Raw genomic sequence first — 18100 nt, forward strand, 5'->3', positions numbered from 1 at the left:
GGCGCCCTTGATTCGATTCCGGGTTTCGGTATATTTGCGGGACACACGAGGGGACGGCGCACTCGCAAAAACAGGGCGCCCTCAAACGACCAAAAGCCTATAACCGAGAATAACGATCATGTCCGGCACCTACGACCCTACGCTCGTCGTACTTTCCTGCTTTCTTTCGATCCTCGCATCGTTCACGGCACTCAATATCTCCGATCGCCTGAATCTCATCGGGAATCGTTCGATCTGGCCCTGGATCGCGTTCGGCGGGTGCATCATGGGGCTCGGCATCTGGTCGATGCATTTCGTCGCCATGCTGGCATTTCATCTGCCGGTGGCTGTTGGATACGATATTCCCACCACCGTCGCTTCCTTGCTGATTGCGATTGCGGCTTCGGCCGTCGGCTTCGTCCCGCTCGCCCGCTTCGCGCTGCACTGGCCGCAACTCATTGTCAGCGCAATCGTCATGGGACTGGGCGTCGCCGGCATGCACTATCTCGGCATGCAGGCAATGAGCATCTGCTCCGGTATCCGATACCAGCCCTGGTTGGTCGTGCTGTCCGTCATCATCGCGATCCTGGCAAGCGGCGCCGCCTTGTTGCTGGCCTTCGACCTGCGCCGGCCGAGCACATTCGGCAGAACACGCCAGATCGGTTCGGCCATCGTCATGGGCGTGGCCGTGTGCGGGATGCACTATTGCGGCATGGCAGCGGCCAGTTTCGAACGAGGCAGCGACGCGACGGCAACCCTCTCCAACCTACCCGCACCGTGGCTGGCCGGTATCGTCGTGACAGTCAGCCTGGTGATTTTCCTGGTCGCCGCCGTGATCATGGTGCTGGACGCCAGGATCAACACCCAGGCGCGAGAACGCGTTCAGGCGACATTGAGCACCCATCTCGATCGACGGAATCCGACTCGCTGACAGCGCACGCTCGGCTTCATCCGGGCACGTCAAAACGGGCTTTTCCCCGCTCTCCCGGCCCGGCACACCGAGTGCACGGGTGGACCGGCCGCTTCGGCGTGCCGGCCTGTCCCGCCGGGGTAAGACCGCACGTGAGGCGGCTCACCCCGACAACACGCTCGCCCTAGCCCAGCCAGCGCGCATCGGGCCAGTCGCCTTGGTCAAACGTCGCCTTCACGCAATCGAGCAGCACACCGACCACGCAGCGCACCGGCGCCGTGGCCTGTCGGCTGCTGGGCGCCGCGAGCACGATCGTGCGCCGGACGCCCGGCGACGCGAGCGGCGCCGCGCTCAGGGTGCCCTGTTCAACCTCCTGCGTCACGCCGACCGCCGGCAGGATCGTCCAGCCGTGGCCTTGCGCGACCAGTTCCTTCTGCACGCTCAACGCATTGGTTTCGGCGAACACCTGCAACGTGACGCCCGCCTCGGCCGCCGCGTGCTCGATCGCCGCGCGCAGGCCCTGCGGCGCGGAAGGCAGGATGAACGGCTCGCGCGCGACCCGATCCAGCGACACCGGCCGCTTGCGCGACAACCCGGCCGACGGCGCCGCGACGGCCCACAGACTCTCGTCGATCAACGCCTTGACGTGCAGCGCGGGCGTCTCCTTCTGCCCGTACAGCAGCGCCGCATCGACGTCCCCCGCTTCGAGCCAGTCCTGCAAGTGGCCCGCGTAGCCGATCGTGAGCCGCAGCCGGATGTGCGGGTAGCGCCGCGCCACCTCGCCCGCCAGCCGCGTGGCCAGCAGGTCCGACGTGCTGGCCAGCAGCCCGATGCTCACGATGCCCGCCACCGGCCCGTCGGTCGGCTGGATCTCGGCCTTGGCGCGCGCCACCTCGTTGAGGATGCGGCGTGCGTATTCGAGCATCGTCTTGCCCGACGACGTGAGCTGCATGCCGTGGCGGCTGCGGTCGAACAATTCCGTCCCCATGTCCTCCTCGAGCAGCCGCAGCTGGCGTGACACGGCCGGCTGCACCAGATTCAACAGGCTCGATGCCCGGGTGACGTTGCCGGTTTCGGCCACGGTGACGAACGCGCGCAATTGCTTGAGATCCATCGCGGATACCTCGATACCAAAAACTGATTCGACGATCAGTAAATTCTATTGTTTAAGAAATCCATCAAAACTTATTATGGACTCGACCCATGCCAATGACGAGACACGATTCATGAGCGCCTCCGTTTTTTCCGCCCCCGACCAGTACCAGGCAATCCGCGACGCCGTACGCAGCCTGTGCAATCAGTTTCCGGCCGACTACCACCGCAAGATCGACGAGGCGCGCGGCTACCCCGAAGCGTTCGTCACGGCCCTCACGCAGGCCGGCTGGCTGGCCGCGCTGATTCCGCAGGAATACGGCGGCCCGGGGCTGTCGATGGCCGAGGCGTCGGTCATCATGGAAGAGATCAACCGCTCCGGCGGCAATTCGGGCGCGTGCCACGGCCAGATGTACGTGATGAACACCATCGTGTTCAGCGGCACCGAAGCACAGAAGCAGCGCTACCTGCCGCGCATCGCGGCGGGCGAGCTGCGCGTGCAGTCGATGGGCGTGACCGAGCCCACCACCGGCAGCGACACCACCAAGCTCAAGACCACGGCGGTGAAAAAGGACGGCCGCTGGGTCATCAACGGCCAGAAGGTGTGGATCTCGCGGGTCCAGCACAGCGACCTGCTGATCCTGCTCGCGCGCACGACGCCGCTCGACCAGGTGCAGAAGAAGAGCGACGGGTTGTCGTGCTTCATCGTCGAGCTGGACAAGGCGATCGGCAACGGCCTCACGGTGCGCCCCATCCTCAACATGGTCAATCACGAGACCAACGAGCTGTTCTTCGACAACCTGGAGCTGCCGGAAGACGCACTGCTCGGCACTGAAGGCAAGGGGTTGAAGGTGATCTTCGACGGCCTGAACGCCGAGCGCACGCTGATCGCGGCCGAGTGCATCGGCGACGGCTACTGGTTCCTCGAGAAAGCGCGCGACTACGCGAGCGAGCGCAAGGTGTTCGGCCGCCCGATCGGGCAGAACCAGGGCATCCAGTTTCCGCTCGCCGAATCGTTCATCGAGCTGGAGGCCGCGAACCTGATGCGCTGGCGCGCGTGCGAGAAGATCGACGCGCGCGAGAACGCCGGCGTCGAGGCCAACATGGCCAAGTACCTGGCCGCGAAGGCCAGCTGGGAAGCGGCCAATGCTTGCCTGCAGACGCACGGCGGCTTCGGCTTCGCGTGCGAATACGACGTGGAACGCAAGTTCCGCGAAACGCGCCTGTACCAGGTCGCGCCGATTTCCACCAACATGATCCTGGGGCATGTGGCCGAGCACGTGCTGCAGCTCCCGCGCTCCTACTGATTCCGGAAGGATTCCTCTCCATGAAGATGCTCGTACCCGATCGGCCAGACCGGCAAGATCGTCGCGCCGCAGCTGCACATCGCGGTCGGTATCTCGGGGGCGATCCAGTATTTGGCCGGCATGATGGATTCGACGGTAATCGTCGCGATCAACAAGGATTCCGAAGCACCGATCTTCATCGTGACCGACTGCACCCTCGAAGCCGACCTGTTCGCGGCCATGCCCGAACGGGTCAACGCACGCTGACGGCACGGGCGACCGGCACCCGACATGCTGGCGCCGGCTGCCTGCCTGACGCTTCAATCATCGAGCACCCAACACCATGAGTGTCGAGCCTTCCGAATCCTTCGACGCGTGGGTCGGCCGGAGCGTGGACAGCGCGGACCGGATTACCCAGGCACCCATCCGCCTGCTGCAGGCAACACTGGACTACGCGAACCCATCCGAACTCCCCGCGACGCTGCCGCCGCTGTGGCACTGGCTGTACTTCCTGCCGGGCGAGCGGCAGTCGGACATCGGTGTCGACGGTCACCCGCGGCGCGGCGGCTTCCTGCCGCCCGTCACGCTGCCGCGCCGCATGTGGGCCGGCGGACGGTTGCAGTTCCTCCGCCCGCTGGCCGTCGATGCGCCCGTGCAGCGCCGGTCGACGATCCTGAGCGTGCAGAGCAAGTCCGGCCGCAGCGGCCAGCTGGTGTTCGTCACCGTACTGCACGAAACGAGCGATGCCGAGGGCGTGGCCATCCGCGAGGAACAGGACATCGTGTACCGCGACGCGCCGCCTCCTGCCACTGCCGGCGCGCCGGCACCCCAGCCGGCACCGGCACCGGCGCCGACGGACGAACAGTATTCGCGCATCGTCACGCCCGATCCGGTGCTGCTGATGCGCTTTTCCGCCCTCACCTTCAACGGCCACCGGATTCACTACGACCGGCCTTACGCGATGCAGGAAGAAGGCTATCCGGGCCTCGTGGTGCACGGCCCGCTGATCGCGATGCTGCTGCTGGAGGAACTGCGCCGCACGCACCCCGGCAAGACCATTCGCCGCTTCGAGTTCAAGGCCGTCAGCCCGCTGTTCGACACCGCGCCGTTCACGGTGAACGGCAAGCTCGAAGGACATGCCGCCCGCCTGTGGGCGCGCGGCCCGCAAAGGCAGCTGGCCATGCAGGCCAGCGCCGAACTGGAATAACGATCCGACCATGCAAGCTCGCAAAGCTCAACCCGGCCCGCTCAGCGGGATGACCGTCGTCACGCTCGAACACGCGATTGCCGCGCCGTTCTGCACGCGCCAGCTCGCCGATCTCGGCGCCCGCGTCATCAAGGTGGAGCGCCCCGACGTGGGCGATTTCGCGCGGGCGTACGATCACCGCACCCGCGGTCTCGCGTCGCATTTCGTGTGGACCAACCGGTCGAAGGAAAGCCTCACGCTGGACCTGAAGCAACCGGCCGCGCAGGAGGTGCTGGGCGAACTCGTGGCCCAGGCCGACGTGCTGGTGCAGAACCTCGCGCCCGGCGCGGCCGCGCGCATGGGCCTGTCGTTCGATGCGCTGCACGCGAAGCACCCGCGGCTGATCGTCTGCGACATCTCGGGCTATGGCGCCGATGGCCCCTACCGCGACAAGAAAGCGTACGACCTGCTGATCCAGAGCGAGGCGGCATTCCTGTCGATCACGGGCACGGCCGATGAACCCTGCAAGGCCGGCAACTCGATCGCCGACATCGCGGCAGGCATGTATGCATACACGGGCATCCTCAGCGCGCTCCTGCAGCGCGGCGTCACGGGCATCGGCTCGCACGTGGAAATTTCGATGCTCGAGGCGCTGGCCGAGTGGATGGGCTTCCCGATGTACTACGCGTACGACGGCCAGCAGCAGCCGGGCCGCAACGGCGCCGCGCACGCGACCATCTATCCGTATGGCCCGTTCAAGGCCGGCGACGGCCGCGTCGTGATGCTCGGCCTGCAGAACGAGCGCGAATGGAAGACGTTCTGCGACGTCGTGCTGCGCGACCCGGCGCTCGCGACCGATCCGCGCTTCGACGCCAACGTGCACCGCTCGGAACACCGTGCGGAACTGAAGGCCGTGATCGAACAGGCGTTCTCCTCCCTCACCGCGCAGGACGTGATCGCGCGCCTCGACGAAGCACAGATCGCGAACGCCGCCGTGAACCAGATCGGCGATCTCTGGACGCATCCGCAACTGCACGCGCGCCAGCGCTTTCGCACGATCGACTCGCCGGCCGGCGAACTGCAGGCGCTGCTGCCGCCCGCCACGATCGACAGCTTCGACGTGCGCATGGATGCGGTGCCCGCGCTGGGCGAGCACAGCGCGGCCATCCTGCATGAACTCGGGCGCACCGACGCCGATATCGAACAACTGCGCGCCGCCAGCGTGATCTGAGCCATGTCCAAGCCCCTTTCCCCCGTCCGCCACGCGCGCAGCCTGCTGTTCGTGCCGGCCACCCGCCCCGAGCGCTTCGCGAAGGCGCTCGATTCGGGTGCCGACTGCATCATCGTCGACCTCGAGGATGCCGTCAGCCCCGACAGCAAGGACGACGCCCGCGCGCAACTCGCGCAGCACCTGCCGCTGCTGACGGACGAGCAGCGTGCGCGCACTGTCGTGCGCGTGAACGCGGTCGGCACGCCGTGGCACGACGCGGACATCGCGCTGCTGCGCGACTGGGCCGCGCAACGCGTGGCCGTGATGCTGCCGAAATCCGAAGATGCGGGCGCGCTGCGCCACGTCGCGGCGCAGCTCGGCGAGCACGCGCAACTCGTCGCGCTGATCGAATCGCTGGCCGGGCTCGATGCGGCCGACGCGCTGGCGCGCGATCCGCAGGTCGTGCGTGTCGCGTTCGGGCATCTGGATTTCCAGCTCGACCTCGGCATGCGCGCGACGCCCGACGAGCCGGAGCTGGCCTTTGCGCGCAATGCGATCGTGGCCGCGTCGCGTCGCGCGCAGTTGCCGGCGCCGATCGACGGCGTGACCACGCGCACCGACGATGCCGAGCGTCTGACGGCCGATGCCCGCCGCGCGCGCGCGTTCGGGTTCGGCGGCAAGCTGTGCATCCACCCGGCGCAGGTCGCCGGCGTGAACGATGCGATGGGCTATTCGGAAGACGAGCAGGCGTGGGCGCGCCGCGTGATCGACGCAACCGCGAAACACGGCGGCGCCGTGTTCAGCCTGGACGGCCGGATGGTCGATCTTCCGGTGATCCGGGCGGCCGAGGCGATCATCGCCGGTACGCGGAAATAATCGATCGCGACTACGCGGCGCGCCCCACCGGTGCGCACCCGCGCCGCCGCTCAGGCCGCCGCTTGTTCGCGCCGATCGGCGGGACGCCAGCCGAGTGCCGGTGCGATACGCGTGATGACATCGTCGAGAATCTGCAGATAGTTCTCGAACGGCAGGTTGTAGGGCAGTTCGACACGCAGTTCCCGCACCTGTCCGACCACCGGATCGGCCTGCAGCCGCTCCAGGATTTCGTCCGAGGGGCCGACGAGATCCGGCGCGTACAGTGTGCGTCGCTCGCCCTGCGGCGCCAGCGTGCGGGCATGACGCCCTTCTGCAAACGCGCGATAGCGTTCGCGCTCTTTCGCGCTCGCGCCGTCGGTCGGGACGATCACGCGCCCCAGCGAGATACGCGGTGCGTGGGCTTCATGCCAATGGCCGCGATACAGCGCCAGTTGCCGCAATTGGGCGTCGAGATAATTGTCGGTGCCCTCGCCCGTGGTCACGTTGGCGATCAGCAGGTTGAAGCCGTTACTGGCCGCCCATTCGGCCGACCGAGCGGATCCCGCGCCGTACCAGAGCCGCTCCGTCAAGCCCGGTGCGAAGGGGCTCACGCGCGGCCGGACCTTGCCCGCAGCCGATTCCACGAACGTGTCTTCGTCACCGAGCCAGTCGCCGGCCAGATTGCGGCGCAACCGGGCCACGCGCGCATGCGAGAAGTCGACCCGTTCCGGATCGGTGTCGAACAGGCGTTCGCCCAGCAGCGCCCCGTGAATCGGCGCCCCCGCGCTGAGCCCGACGTTGAGCCGCCCGCGCGACAGCACGTCGACGGTGGCGAGATCCTCGGCCAGCCGGAACGGATTCTCGTATCCCATCTGGATGACCGCCGCGCCCAATCCGATCCGCGTCGTGCGCTGGCTCGCCGCCGCGAGAAACGTCGCGGCCGACGAGACGGCGCGCTCGAGATGGCGTTGCCGTATCCAGGCGCCGTCGTAGCCGAGCGCCTCGCCCGCGTGGAACAGGTCGAGCGCCCGCTCGAATCCCTCCGCTGCGTCTTCGCCGGGGTAGTTTCCCGCTGTCAGGAAGGAAATTTGATCAATGCGTACGTTGCTCACTTTCGTGTCCTTCGCTATCAGTCGAAATTCGAAAGGAAATGAGACATCGCGCTCGACCTCGAAAAGGTCGAGCCCATCGGATTCAAGCGGTCACGAGAAAGCGTGGAAGGGACTGGCGACTTCACATGCGTCGTCGATTATGGAGAATGTGCGACTGACCCGTTGCGGTCATTTCTTCTATGGATATGACGCGCGCATCCATAATGGAATGCGCGATCGAGGCTGGGCGGTTCGACGCCCGTTGCCGATCGCCGAGCGGCTGCGCGCACGCGGCCTCGGCCTACGCGCACCGCGTCGGGATCGACCGGCGAAATCGGGGCGCCCGGGCGATACGGCGCCGACGGCTCGGGCTTCAACAGCTTGCGTGACAGCGCTGCCGGAAAGCCCCGCTCGCCCTTGCACAGCGACACGATCCTCCAGCCGAAGGCGGAGTCGCCGCGACGGTCGACAAGCGACTCACGCCCCGTCAGACGCCTTCGACCAGCACGGCCCGAAAGCGTGCGCCCTTGAAGCGATGCGGAACGATGGCCTGGTATGCCGGGCTGCCATACCACGCGTGCGCGGCGTCCCTGGATGGAAACTCGACGATCACCACCCCTTCCGGGCCGTCGCCCTCGAGCGTTTCCTGCGGGCCATACGCGGCCAGCACCTTCAACGGGTGGCCGGCGATCGTCGCGCCGACCTTGTCCTGGTAGAGATCGAGTTCCTGCTGATCCTGCGTGCTTTCATGCGTGAAGACGATATAGGTCGCCAAGATTGCACTCCTGATGCGTTCGAGAATGATGGGACGATCGGGAGATCGTCCGCCGGACAACGGCACTCATCCTAACCATCGGGCGCGCTTTCTCTTATCCCCCTGCTTCCAACTCTCTATTCGAGCCGGATTAACAATGGACGCAACCGGTCGGCCGGGCGCATGTCGCAGCACCAAAAGAAAACACCCCTCGACGAGGGGTGCATGAGCCGGATCGCGGTGCCCCCCAGCCGCTGGCAAGTCAGCTGGGGGAACTCACCGCCCGGCACCGGAGCCGTCGAGACGCAGCGTCGCGCTCACCCTACTCGCGCTTCGCCCTCGCGCTCGGCTTCGCCTTCGTCCGACCCCGTTCGCGCCAGCACCGGCTTGAGCGCCTGCCCGGTGTGGCTTGCGCGCACCTGCACGAGCGCTTCCGGCGGCGCCGCCGCGACGATCGTACCGCCGCCCACGCCGCCTTCCGGCCCGAGATCGATGATCCAGTCGGCTTCGGCGATCACGTCGAGGTCATGCTCGATCACGACGACGCTGTGCCCCGCATCGACGAGCCGGTGCAGCACGCGAATCAGCTTCGCGACGTCGGCCATGTGCAGGCCGACCGTCGGTTCGTCGAGCACGTACAGCGTGTGCGGCGCCTTCTGGCCGCGCCGCGTGATGTCGTCGCGCACCTTCGTCAGCTCGGTGACGAGCTTGATGCGCTGCGCCTCGCCGCCCGACAGCGTCGGCGACGGCTGGCCGAGCGTCAGGTACCCGAGCCCGACATCCTTCATCAGCTGCAGCGGATGCGCGATGTTCGAGATCGGCGCGAAGAATTCCACCGCCTCGTCGATCTCCATCGTCAGCACGTCGCCGATGTTCCGGCCGCGCCACGTGACGGCAAGCGTCTCCGGGTTGAAGCGCTGCCCGTGGCACACGTCGCACGGCACCTTCACGTCGGGCAGGAAGCTCATCCCGATCGTGCGCACGCCTTGCCCTTCGCATGCGGGGCAACGCCCGTCGCCGGTATTGAACGAGAAGCGCGACGCCGTGTAGCCGCGCGCCCGCGCTTCCAGCGTATCGGCGAACAGCTTGCGGATCGTGTCCCACACGCCGATATAGGTGGCCGGGCACGAGCGCGGCGTCTTGCCGATCGGCGTCTGGTCGACTTCCAGCACGCGGTCGATCTGCTCCCAGCCGCTCAGCGACTCGCAGCCCTGCCACGCATGCGTGACGTTCAGCGACGGCCGCGGCGCGTTGCGCGCGAGCACGCTCGAACGGCGGTTGGTGGCCGGCGCATCCTGCTGCGCGGCCTTGCGTGCGCGGCGCGTGGCCGGCGACGACAGCACCGAGCGGCCGACCGCGTCGAGCAGGTTCGTCATCAGCACGTCGCGCGCGAGCGTCGACTTGCCCGAGCCGCTCACGCCCGTCACCGCGACGAGCCGCGCGAGCGGAATGCCGACCGTAACGTCACGCAGGTTGTGCAGCCGCGCGCCGTGCACGGTCAGCCAGGCGTCCGGCACCGCGGCGCCGCCCTGCTTGCCCGGCAGGCTCACGCTGCGGCGCGGCTGCAGCGGGTGCGTCATCGGCTGCGCGAGCAACCGGCCCGTGACCGAATCGGACTGCGCGGCCAGATCCGCGACCGCGCCCTGCGCGACCAGCGTGCCGCCGCGCTTGCCGGCGCCCGGGCCGACGTCGATGATGTGATCGGCGCGGCGGATCGTGTCCTCGTCATGCTCGACGACGACGAGCGTATTGCCCTTGTCGCCGAGCTTGCGCAGCGCGTCCAGCAGGATCTGGTTGTCGCGCGGATGCAGGCCGATCGTCGGTTCGTCGAGCACGTAGCAGACGCCCTGCAGGTTGCTGCCGAGCTGCGCCGCGAGCCGGATGCGCTGCGCTTCGCCGCCCGACAGGCTCGGCGCCGCGCGATCGAGGCTCAGGTAACCAAGCCCGACTTCCTCGAGAAATGCGAGGCGGCTGCCGATCTCGCTGACGATGTCGCGTGCGATCTGCGCGTCGCGCCCCGTCAGTTCCAGCCCGTCGATCCAGCGCCGCGTGTCGGACACCGTCCATTGCGCGACCTCGACGATCGGATGCGCGTCGAACGTGACCGCGCGCGCGGACGGGTTCAGCCGCGTGCCGTGGCAATCCGGGCACGGTTCGTTGCCCACGCCTTCCGGTTCCTGCTCGTCGGACGGCAGCGTCTGCTCGCGGCCACGATCATCGCCGGCGAGCACCGTGTCGTCATACGCGGCGCGCTGTTCGCGCGTGAGCGTGACGCCAGTGCCGACGCAAGTCGTGCACCAGCCATGCTTGCTGTTGTACGAGAACATCCGCGGGTCCAGCTCCGGGTAGCTCGTGCCGCACACCGGGCACGCGCGCTTGACCGACAGCACCTTGACCGTGCCGACCCGCGCGGTCGAATGATCGTTCTGCATCGCGTGGTGCAGCCCGTCGAGCGGTGCGAGCAGATGCATCACGCCCTTGCCGAGCTCGAGCGTCTCGTCGAGCACGCGCCGCAGTTCGGCCTCGTTGTCCGGCGACACGACGATATCGGCCACCGGCAACTCGATCGTGTGCTCGCGGAAACGGTCGAGCTTCGGCCACGGATCGACCGGCACGAACTCGCCATCGACGCGCAGATGCGTGCTGCCGCGCGCCTTCGCCCACTTCGCGAGATCCGTATACACGCCCTTGCGGTTGACGACGAGCGGCGCGAGCAGCCCGACGTGCTCGCCGCGATGATCGCGCAGCAACTGCGCGGCGATCGATTCGACGGACTGCGACGTGACGGGCGTGCCGTCGTGGATGCAATGCTGCAGGCCGAGCTTCACGTACAGCAGCCGCAGGAAGTGCCAGACCTCGGACGTGGTCGCGACCGTGCTCTTGCGCCCGCCGCGCGACAGCCGCTGCTCGATCGCGACGGTCGGCGGAATGCCGTACACCGCATCGACTTCGGGGCGGCCGGCCGGCTGCACGATCGAGCGTGCATACGCATTCAGCGACTCGAGGTAGCGGCGCTGGCCTTCGTGGAACAGGATGTCGAACGCGAGCGTCGACTTGCCGGAACCCGATACCCCGGTGATCACGTTGAACTTGCCGTGCGGGATGTCGACGTCGAGCGCCTTCAGGTTGTGTTCGCGCGCATTGACGATCCGCACGACGTCTTCGCCCTCGATCGCACGCCGCTCGCGCGCCGCGTTCAGCACGGCCTGCAGCGGCTTGCCTTCGTCGGCGAGCGCCAGCTCGGCATCCATTGCGCGGTCGTACTGCAGCAGCGCCACGCCGGTATGCGATTCGGCACAGGCCTTCACGTCGTCGGGCGTACCCGCGCACAGCACGAGGCCACCGCCGTCGCCGCCTTCCGGGCCGAGATCGATCAGCCAGTCGGCCGCGCGGATCACGTCGAGGTTGTGCTCGATCACGATCAGCGAATGGCCGGCCGCGAGCAGCTTGCCGAACGCCTGCATCAGCTTCGCGATGTCGTCGAAGTGCAGCCCGGTGGTCGGCTCGTCGAACATGAACAGCTTCGCCCGCGCGATGCGCGCTTCTTCCGTGACGACCCGGCGCCCATTGACGGCCGCCGCCGATTCGGCGAGGAAGCCGGCCAGCTTCAGCCGCTGCGCTTCGCCGCCCGACAGCGTCGGCACCGGCTGGCCGAGCTTCACGTATTCGAGGCCGACGTCGACGATCGGCTGCAGCACGCGCAGCACCTCGGCGTCGGTCGCGAAGAACGCGGCCGCTTCGCTGACGGTGAGGTCGAGCACGTCGGCGATGCTCAGCGCGCGGCCGTCGCGCTCGATGCGCACTTCGAGAATCTCGGCGCGGTAGCGGCTGCCGTCGCAATCCGGGCAGCGCAGGTAGACGTCGCTCAGGAACTGCATCTCGATGTGCTCGAAGCCCGAGCCGCCGCAGGTCGGGCACCGGCCGTCGCCCGAATTGAAGCTGAACGTGCCGGCGCCGTAGCCGCGTTGCAGCGCGAGCGGCGCCTTCGCGAACAGCTTGCGGATCTCGTCGAACGCGCCGACGTAGCTCGCCGGGTTCGACCGCGTGGTCTTGCCGATCGGCGACTGGTCGACGAACACGACGTCGCCGACCTGGTCGGCGCCCGTGAGGCTGCGGTACGCGCCCGGCGACTCGGTCGCCTTGCCGTGGTGCCGCGCCATCGCCGGATAGAGCACGTCCTGCAGCAGCGTGGATTTGCCGGATCCCGACACGCCCGTCACGCAGACGAGCCGCTGCAGCGGAATCTCGACCGTCACGTCGCGCAGGTTATGTTCACTCGCGCCTTCGAGCACGATGCGCGGCGTGTTCGCGTCGACTACCCGGCGCGCCCAGTTCGACGCATGCGCGACATGCTTGCGGCCGCCGAGATACTCGCCCGTCAGCGTGTGCGCGGAGCGGATGTCGCCCGGCGTGCCGTCGTAGACGATCGTGCCGCCGCGCTCGCCCGGGCCGGGCCCCATGTCGATCAGCCGGTCGGCCGCGAGCATCACCGACGGATCGTGTTCGACCACGACCAGCGTATTGCCCGCATCGCGCAGCCGCTGCATCGCCTCGACGATCCGCGTGAGGTCGCGCGGATGCAGCCCGATGCTCGGTTCGTCGAGCACGAACAGGGTTTTCGTGAGCGACGTGCCGAGCGCCGTCGTCAGGTTGATCCGCTGCACCTCGCCGCCCGACAGCGTGCGGCTCTGCCGGTCGAGCGTCAGGTAGCCGAGCCCCACGTCGCACAGGTATTTCAGGCGCGTGCGCACCTCGGCGAGCAGCAGCTTCAGCGCATCGTCAAGCAGCGCGCTCGGCAAGGTGATGTCGTCGAAGAAGCGGCGAATGCGCTCGATCGGCAGCAGCATCAGGTCGTGCACGGTCAGGCCCGGCAGCGCTTCGAGCTGCGCGCGGCTCCAGTCGACGCCGCGTGGCATGAAGCGGCCGGCCGGCGCGAGCACGCCGTCGGCGTTTTCCTTCGAGCCGAGCCGCCATTGCAGCGATTCCGTCTTCAGGCGCGCGCCGCCGCACACGTCGCACGGCGTGTAGCTGCGGTATTTCGACAGCAGCACGCGGATATGCATCTTGTACGCTTTCGACTCGAGATAGCCGAAGAAGCGCTTCACGCCGTACCACTGGCTCTGCCACTTGCCGTTCCAGTCCGGCGACCCGTTGACGACCCAGTCGCGCTCGGCGTCCGACAGCTCGGACCACGGCGTGTCGCGCGGGATGCCGGCTTTCGCCGCGTAGCGCATCAGGTCGTCCTGGCACTCCTTCCAGGCGGGGGTCTGCATCGGCTTGATCGCGCCGCCGCGCAGCGTCTTGCGCGCGTCGGGGATCACGAGGCCGAGATCGACGCCGATCACGCGGCCGAAGCCGCGGCAGGTTTCGCACGCGCCGTATGCCGAATTGAACGAGAACAGCGCCGCCTGCGGCTCCGCGTAGCGCAGGTCGCTGTCGGGATCGTGGAGCCCGGTGGAGAAGCGCCATACCTGCGGCTCGGCAACCGCGTTCCCGGCGTCGGCCGGCAGCACATAGACGTTCACGCGCCCGCCGCCGCGCTTCAGCGACGCCTCGATCGCCTCGACGACGCGCACCTTGTCGGTGTTCTGCACGCGGAAGCGGTCGGCCACCACGTCGAGCACCTTGCGCGGCCCGGTGGGCGACGCGACCTCGCGCTGCGCCTGCACGCGCGTGTAGCCGCTCGCCGACAGCCACTGCGCGATTTCTTCGTCGGACACCGCTTCCGGCAGCTCGACCGGGAACGTGACGACGACACGCGGATCGTCCGCCTGCGTGCGCGCGACGAGCTCCGCGTAGATCGTCTCCGGCGTGTCGTGCCGCACCTGCCGCGCGGTCTTGCGGTCGAACAGCTCGGCCGCGCGCGCGTACAGCAGCTTCAGGTGATCGTTCAGCTCGGTCATCGTGCCGACGGTCGAGCGCGAGCTGCGCACCGGGTTGGTCTGGTCGATCGCGATGGCCGGCGGCACGCCGTCGACACGTTCGACCTGCGGGCGGTCCATCCGGTCGAGGAACTGCCGCGCGTACGCGCTGAACGTCTCGACGTAGCGCCGCTGGCCTTCCGCGTACAGCGTGTCGAACACGAGGCTGGACTTGCCGGAGCCCGACGGGCCGGTGACGACCGTCATCTCGCCGGTACGCAGGTCGAGATCGAGATTCTTGAGGTTGTGCTGACGTGCTCCGCGAATGCGGATCAGATTGCTGGATGACAATTTGCCTGCCCGTCTGAATGAGTTAGCCAGAGTGCTCGGTGCCGGAACGCTGCGGCGGATGCCCGCAGGCGCGGCGCACGGGCCGCAACGGTTACACGTGTGCGGCTCGATTGCGACGGACACTATACTGTATATTCATACAGTTTTCCATGACGACCCTGGCGCCGTCATGGGCAGGCGGCTGGCGAGGGGGCGAGACGCCTGCCGGAGCGGCATGGCGCGATGACGGGCACCCTGAAATCACGGATCGCCCGGATTCCGCCGTCGGTCGCCGCTGTCCGTCCAATGCAGGCGGACCCCAGGAATAAACGCCTCGCAGCGCACGTTTACCGCACGTACCGCCCCACGAAAGCGTTCATGCCGTCGCACTGGCAGGGGTGTCTGCGTGCGCGGCATATCGCATACGGCCATCGCCGGACGCTTGGCGGGTGCGGTGTTTCGTTGCAACGGGAGCCATCATGAACGCCACTTGCCGAATCGCCATCCTCGCCAGCGTGACTGCGCTCGGCATGACCTCGCCTGCCAGCCGGGCAGAGCAAACCGTCAACGCGACGTTGCTGTCGAACGCGATCCAGCTCGAGACACACAGCGTGAAAGCGGGTCGCGTCACGCTTGATGTCAGGAATGCCGCGGACAACAACATGGAACACGAGCTCGTCCTGCTCAAGACCGATCTCGCGGATGACGCACTCCCTGTCCGCAAAGGCCTGGTGCTGGAGCACAAGTTGAAAAAGATCGGCGAAGTCGAAGACATCGCACCGGGCAAGCGCAAACGCGCGTCATTCACGCTCGTGCCCGGACGCTACGCGCTGATCTGCAACAAGCCGGGACACTATGCGGCCGGCATGCATACCGTGCTTGTCGTCACGCCGTGAATCGCCTGGCCGAACCGAACGCGCCGGGTACCGGCGCCCTGCGACCGGTATAGAAGACTTCGCCACGTCGCGCGGCGTGTGCGTCGTCGACCCGGACACTGCTTCACGTCATCCATCGGCGCGTCCGCTGCGTCACGCCGATCGATACCCCAGTCCTGATTGCCCCTTCCCCACGTCTCGCTTGCGCGACAGAGACTGCCGAGCAGGCGACCCGTTGCCTGCCGGTTCGCTGCGGTAATGGGCGTGCCGTGCCGACCATCCGAATCCCGCCGATGACGGTTGCCGGTCGCCGGCTGATGACTGGCGCAGCCCCCTGCTTGTACCGTTCGAAAAGTTAACTTGTAGAGTCAATGACGAGTTAGTAGCATTGTCTACATGAACACTTTATCGATCTGGTCACTCCTCGTTCTGACCCTTCCGACAGAAAACGCGACGGCCCGCATGCGGTTCTGGCGTGCACTGAAGGCGAAGGGTTGCGCGGTGCTGCGTGACGGCATCTACCTGCTGCCGTACACCGGAGAGCATGAAGCGACCCTGCGCGAGCTCGCGGACGCGATCGCCGAAAGCGGCGGCACGGCCTACCTGCTGCGCGCGCCCAGTCTCGACGCGTCGCAGGAACAGGAATTCCGCGCGCTGTTCGATCGCGACGACGACTACGCGGCCTTCACCCGAACACTCATCGACGCGCGCAAGACACTGGCCGGGCAGTCCCCCACCGAACTCACCCGCCTGCTGCGTCGCCTGCGCAAGGATTTCGACGCCATCCGGGCGATCGACTATTTCCCGGGCGATTCGGCCACCCGCGCCGAAGTCGCGCTGCAGGATTTCGTCGCGCTGGTCGACACCGTGCTGTCACCGGGCGAGCCGCACGCCGCGGACCGCGCCATTCGCCCGCTGGCGATTGGCGAGTACCAAGGTCGCACGTGGGCGACGCGGCAGCGGATGTGGGTCGATCGCGTCGCGAGTGCATGGTTGATCCACCGATTCATCGACACGCGCGCCCGCTTCATCTGGCTTGCAGCGCCGGCGGATTGCCCGGTTGATGCGCTCGGTTTCGATTTCGACGGTGCAACGTTCACGCACGTCGGCGAGCGCGTGACCTTCGAGGTGCTACTCGCCAGTTTCGGGCTCGAAAACGACGCCGCGCTGATGCGGCTCGGCGAGATCGTGCACGCGCTCGACGTAGGCGGCCCCGCCGCGCCCGAAGCGGTGGGCTTCGAGGCCGTGATGGCCGGCATGCGCCAGCGCACGGAAAACGACGATCAGTTGCTCGAACAGATGAGCGCCGTGCTCGACGCCCTGTATGCGCACTTCACGTCGAATGGCAAAAACCAGACCACGGCCAGATCATGACCACTACCGTCGCCACCACCGAACCGACCTACTCGCTGGGCGAGCTGGTCGCCTACATGCTGCGTCTCGGCACCTTGGGTTTCGGCGGCCCCGTCGCGCTGGCTGGCTACATGCGTCGCGACCTGGTCGAGCGTCGCGGCTGGATCACGGAGGCCGACTACAAGGAAGGCCTTACGCTGGCCCAGCTCGCACCGGGGCCGATGGCGGCCCAGTTGGCGATCTATCTCGGCTTCGTCCACTACCGCCTCCTCGGCGCGACGCTGGTCGGTTTCGCGTTCGTGCTGCCGTCGTTCCTGATGGTGGTCGCGCTCGGGTTCGCGTACGCGCATTTCGGCGGGCTGTCGTGGATGCAGGCCGTCTTCTACGGCGTCGGCGCCGCGGTGGTCGGCATCATCGCGATGAGCGCGTACAAGCTCACGACCAAGACCGTCGGCAACGACAAGCTCCTTTGGGCGATCTTCCTGACGCTGGCTGCGGTGACCTTCATCACGGAATCGGAAATCGCGTGGCTGTTCGTCGCCGCCGGCCTGATCGGCTGGCTGTGGCATGCACCACCGAAGTGGCTGCACAAGGGCGGCCTGAATGCCGTTGCCGCTGCCCATCTTCCCGCGGCCAGCGGGTTGCTGAGCGGCATCGATTTACCGCAGCTCGTTCAGATCGGCGCTTTCTTCATGAAGGCGGGTGCGTTCGTGTTCGGCTCCGGACTCGCGATCGTGCCGTTCCTCTATGGCGGCGTCGTCACCGAACATCACTGGCTGAACGACAAGCAGTTCGTGGATGCCGTCGCGGTCGCGATGATCACGCCCGGCCCGGTCGTGATCACCGTCGGCTTCATCGGGTATCTGGTCGCGGGATTCCCGGGCGCACTCGTCGCTTCTCTCGGCACGTTCCTGCCTTGCTATCTGTTCACGGTCATTCCCGCGCCTTACGTGAAGAAATACGGGCACCGGCCGGCCGTCAAGGCGTTCGTGAACGGCATCACGGCGGCGGCCGTCGGCGCGATCACGGGCTCCGTTCTAGTCATCGCGAAGCGATCGATCGTCGATATCCCGACCGCGCTGCTCGCCGTCGCAACCGTGCTGCTGCTGTGGCGCTTCAAGAAGCTCCAGGAACCGGTGATCGTGACTGCAGCCGCCGTCATTGGACTCGTGGCGTTCCCGCTGCTTCATCATTGACTCGAGTTTCCGGGAAACAGACGTGACGTGCCCGTTGAAAGCGTTGGCATGCGATCGTCATTCACCTATCGGAGAAAGCCGTTCGAGCGACTCGACAAGGCCCGCGTAATGTGACGGTTTGC

12 protein-coding genes and 3 pseudogenes are annotated in these 18100 nt (G+C 67.1%); 10 read left to right on the top strand and 5 right to left on the bottom strand.

The window, feature by feature from the left end:
• Positions 1-118: 118 nt before the first annotated feature.
• A complete protein-coding gene (locus G3N98_RS05320; protein ID WP_089476249.1) occupies positions 119-910 on the top strand; it encodes an MHYT domain-containing protein in 792 nt (263 codons plus the stop codon).
• Between the two features lie 163 nt (positions 911-1073).
• On the opposite strand, the gene G3N98_RS05325 is transcribed toward G3N98_RS05320, so the two are convergent.
• Entirely contained in the window at positions 1074-2003 is a 930-nt protein-coding gene (locus G3N98_RS05325; protein WP_175240648.1) for a LysR substrate-binding domain-containing protein, read from the bottom strand.
• Positions 2004-2115: 112 nt separating this feature from the next.
• Here G3N98_RS05325 and G3N98_RS05330 point away from each other — a divergent pair, with 112 nt between their 5' ends.
• From G3N98_RS05330 to G3N98_RS05350, 5 genes and pseudogenes are all read left to right on the top strand, one after another.
• Positions 2116-3288, top strand: coding sequence for an acyl-CoA dehydrogenase family protein (locus G3N98_RS05330; protein ID WP_175240647.1), 1173 nt, complete (start codon positions 2116-2118; stop codon positions 3286-3288).
• A gap of 39 nt (positions 3289-3327) precedes the next feature.
• Positions 3328-3534: pseudogene (locus G3N98_RS05335) on the top strand (FAD-binding protein); the annotation flags it as partial.
• A 76-nt stretch (positions 3535-3610) separates the two neighbouring features.
• A complete protein-coding gene (locus G3N98_RS05340; RefSeq protein WP_206147501.1) occupies positions 3611-4474 on the top strand; it encodes a MaoC family dehydratase N-terminal domain-containing protein in 864 nt (287 codons plus the stop codon).
• Positions 4475-4484: 10 nt separating this feature from the next.
• The gene (locus tag G3N98_RS05345; protein ID WP_206147502.1) at positions 4485-5684 is read left to right on the top strand and encodes a CaiB/BaiF CoA-transferase family protein; all 1200 of its coding nucleotides are present in this window, start codon (positions 4485-4487) and stop codon (positions 5682-5684) included.
• Between the two features lie 3 nt (positions 5685-5687).
• Complete coding sequence (locus tag G3N98_RS05350; RefSeq protein WP_089476254.1) at positions 5688-6539, top strand: CoA ester lyase; 852 nt, start codon at positions 5688-5690, stop codon at positions 6537-6539.
• Positions 6540-6589: 50 nt separating this feature from the next.
• Here the strand turns inward: G3N98_RS05350 and G3N98_RS05355 are convergent, their stop codons facing one another.
• The 4 genes and pseudogenes from G3N98_RS05355 to uvrA all read right to left on the bottom strand — a co-directional run bounded on the left by G3N98_RS05355 (position 6590) and on the right by uvrA (position 14575).
• Positions 6590-7630 carry an LLM class flavin-dependent oxidoreductase gene (locus G3N98_RS05355; protein ID WP_206147503.1) on the bottom strand — a complete coding sequence of 347 codons (1041 nt, stop codon included), beginning with the start codon at positions 7628-7630 and terminating at the stop codon, positions 6590-6592.
• A gap of 232 nt (positions 7631-7862) precedes the next feature.
• Positions 7863-8043 (bottom strand): annotated as a pseudogene (locus G3N98_RS39670) (hypothetical protein); the annotation flags it as partial.
• A 53-nt stretch (positions 8044-8096) separates the two neighbouring features.
• Positions 8097-8384: a DUF1330 domain-containing protein gene (locus G3N98_RS05360; protein WP_089476256.1), complete on the bottom strand. Its 288-nt coding sequence runs from the start codon at positions 8382-8384 to the stop codon at positions 8097-8099.
• A gap of 296 nt (positions 8385-8680) precedes the next feature.
• Complete coding sequence (uvrA, locus tag G3N98_RS05365; RefSeq protein ID WP_206147504.1) at positions 8681-14575, bottom strand: excinuclease ABC subunit UvrA; 5895 nt, start codon at positions 14573-14575, stop codon at positions 8681-8683.
• Positions 14576-14779: 204 nt separating this feature from the next.
• Here uvrA and G3N98_RS39675 point away from each other — a divergent pair.
• From G3N98_RS39675 to G3N98_RS05380, 4 genes and pseudogenes are all read left to right on the top strand, one after another.
• Positions 14780-14866 (top strand): annotated as a pseudogene (locus tag G3N98_RS39675) (arsenical resistance protein ArsH); the annotation flags it as partial.
• A gap of 167 nt (positions 14867-15033) precedes the next feature.
• The gene (locus tag G3N98_RS05370; RefSeq protein WP_089476258.1) at positions 15034-15450 is read left to right on the top strand and encodes a plastocyanin/azurin family copper-binding protein; all 417 of its coding nucleotides are present in this window, start codon (positions 15034-15036) and stop codon (positions 15448-15450) included.
• A gap of 375 nt (positions 15451-15825) precedes the next feature.
• Positions 15826-16803 (top strand): chromate resistance protein ChrB domain-containing protein, encoded by a 978-nt coding sequence (locus G3N98_RS05375; RefSeq protein ID WP_206147505.1) that lies wholly within the window; start codon positions 15826-15828, stop codon positions 16801-16803.
• Entirely contained in the window at positions 16800-17978 is a 1179-nt protein-coding gene (locus tag G3N98_RS05380) for a chromate transporter (RefSeq protein ID WP_206147506.1), read from the top strand. Before G3N98_RS05375 ends, G3N98_RS05380 begins: the two co-directional genes overlap by 4 nt.
• The last annotated feature ends 122 nt before the right edge of the window (positions 17979-18100 follow it).

The organism is Burkholderia sp. Tr-20390, from assembly GCF_017104595.1.
Taxonomy (GTDB): Bacteria; Pseudomonadota; Gammaproteobacteria; order Burkholderiales; family Burkholderiaceae; genus Burkholderia.

Coding starts and splice junctions, on each gene's coding strand:
- G3N98_RS05370 (WP_089476258.1), top strand. CDS start 15,034: ATGAACGCCACTTGCCGAATCGCCATCCTCGCCAGCGTGACTGCGCTC.
- G3N98_RS05375 (WP_206147505.1), top strand. CDS start 15,826: ATGAACACTTTATCGATCTGGTCACTCCTCGTTCTGACCCTTCCGACA.
- G3N98_RS05320 (WP_089476249.1), top strand. CDS start 119: ATGTCCGGCACCTACGACCCTACGCTCGTCGTACTTTCCTGCTTTCTT.
- G3N98_RS05325 (WP_175240648.1), bottom strand. CDS start 2,003: ATGGATCTCAAGCAATTGCGCGCGTTCGTCACCGTGGCCGAAACCGGC.
- G3N98_RS05380 (WP_206147506.1), top strand. CDS start 16,800: ATGACCACTACCGTCGCCACCACCGAACCGACCTACTCGCTGGGCGAG.
- G3N98_RS05340 (WP_206147501.1), top strand. CDS start 3,611: ATGAGTGTCGAGCCTTCCGAATCCTTCGACGCGTGGGTCGGCCGGAGC.
- G3N98_RS05330 (WP_175240647.1), top strand. CDS start 2,116: ATGAGCGCCTCCGTTTTTTCCGCCCCCGACCAGTACCAGGCAATCCGC.
- G3N98_RS05350 (WP_089476254.1), top strand. CDS start 5,688: ATGTCCAAGCCCCTTTCCCCCGTCCGCCACGCGCGCAGCCTGCTGTTC.
- G3N98_RS05345 (WP_206147502.1), top strand. CDS start 4,485: ATGCAAGCTCGCAAAGCTCAACCCGGCCCGCTCAGCGGGATGACCGTC.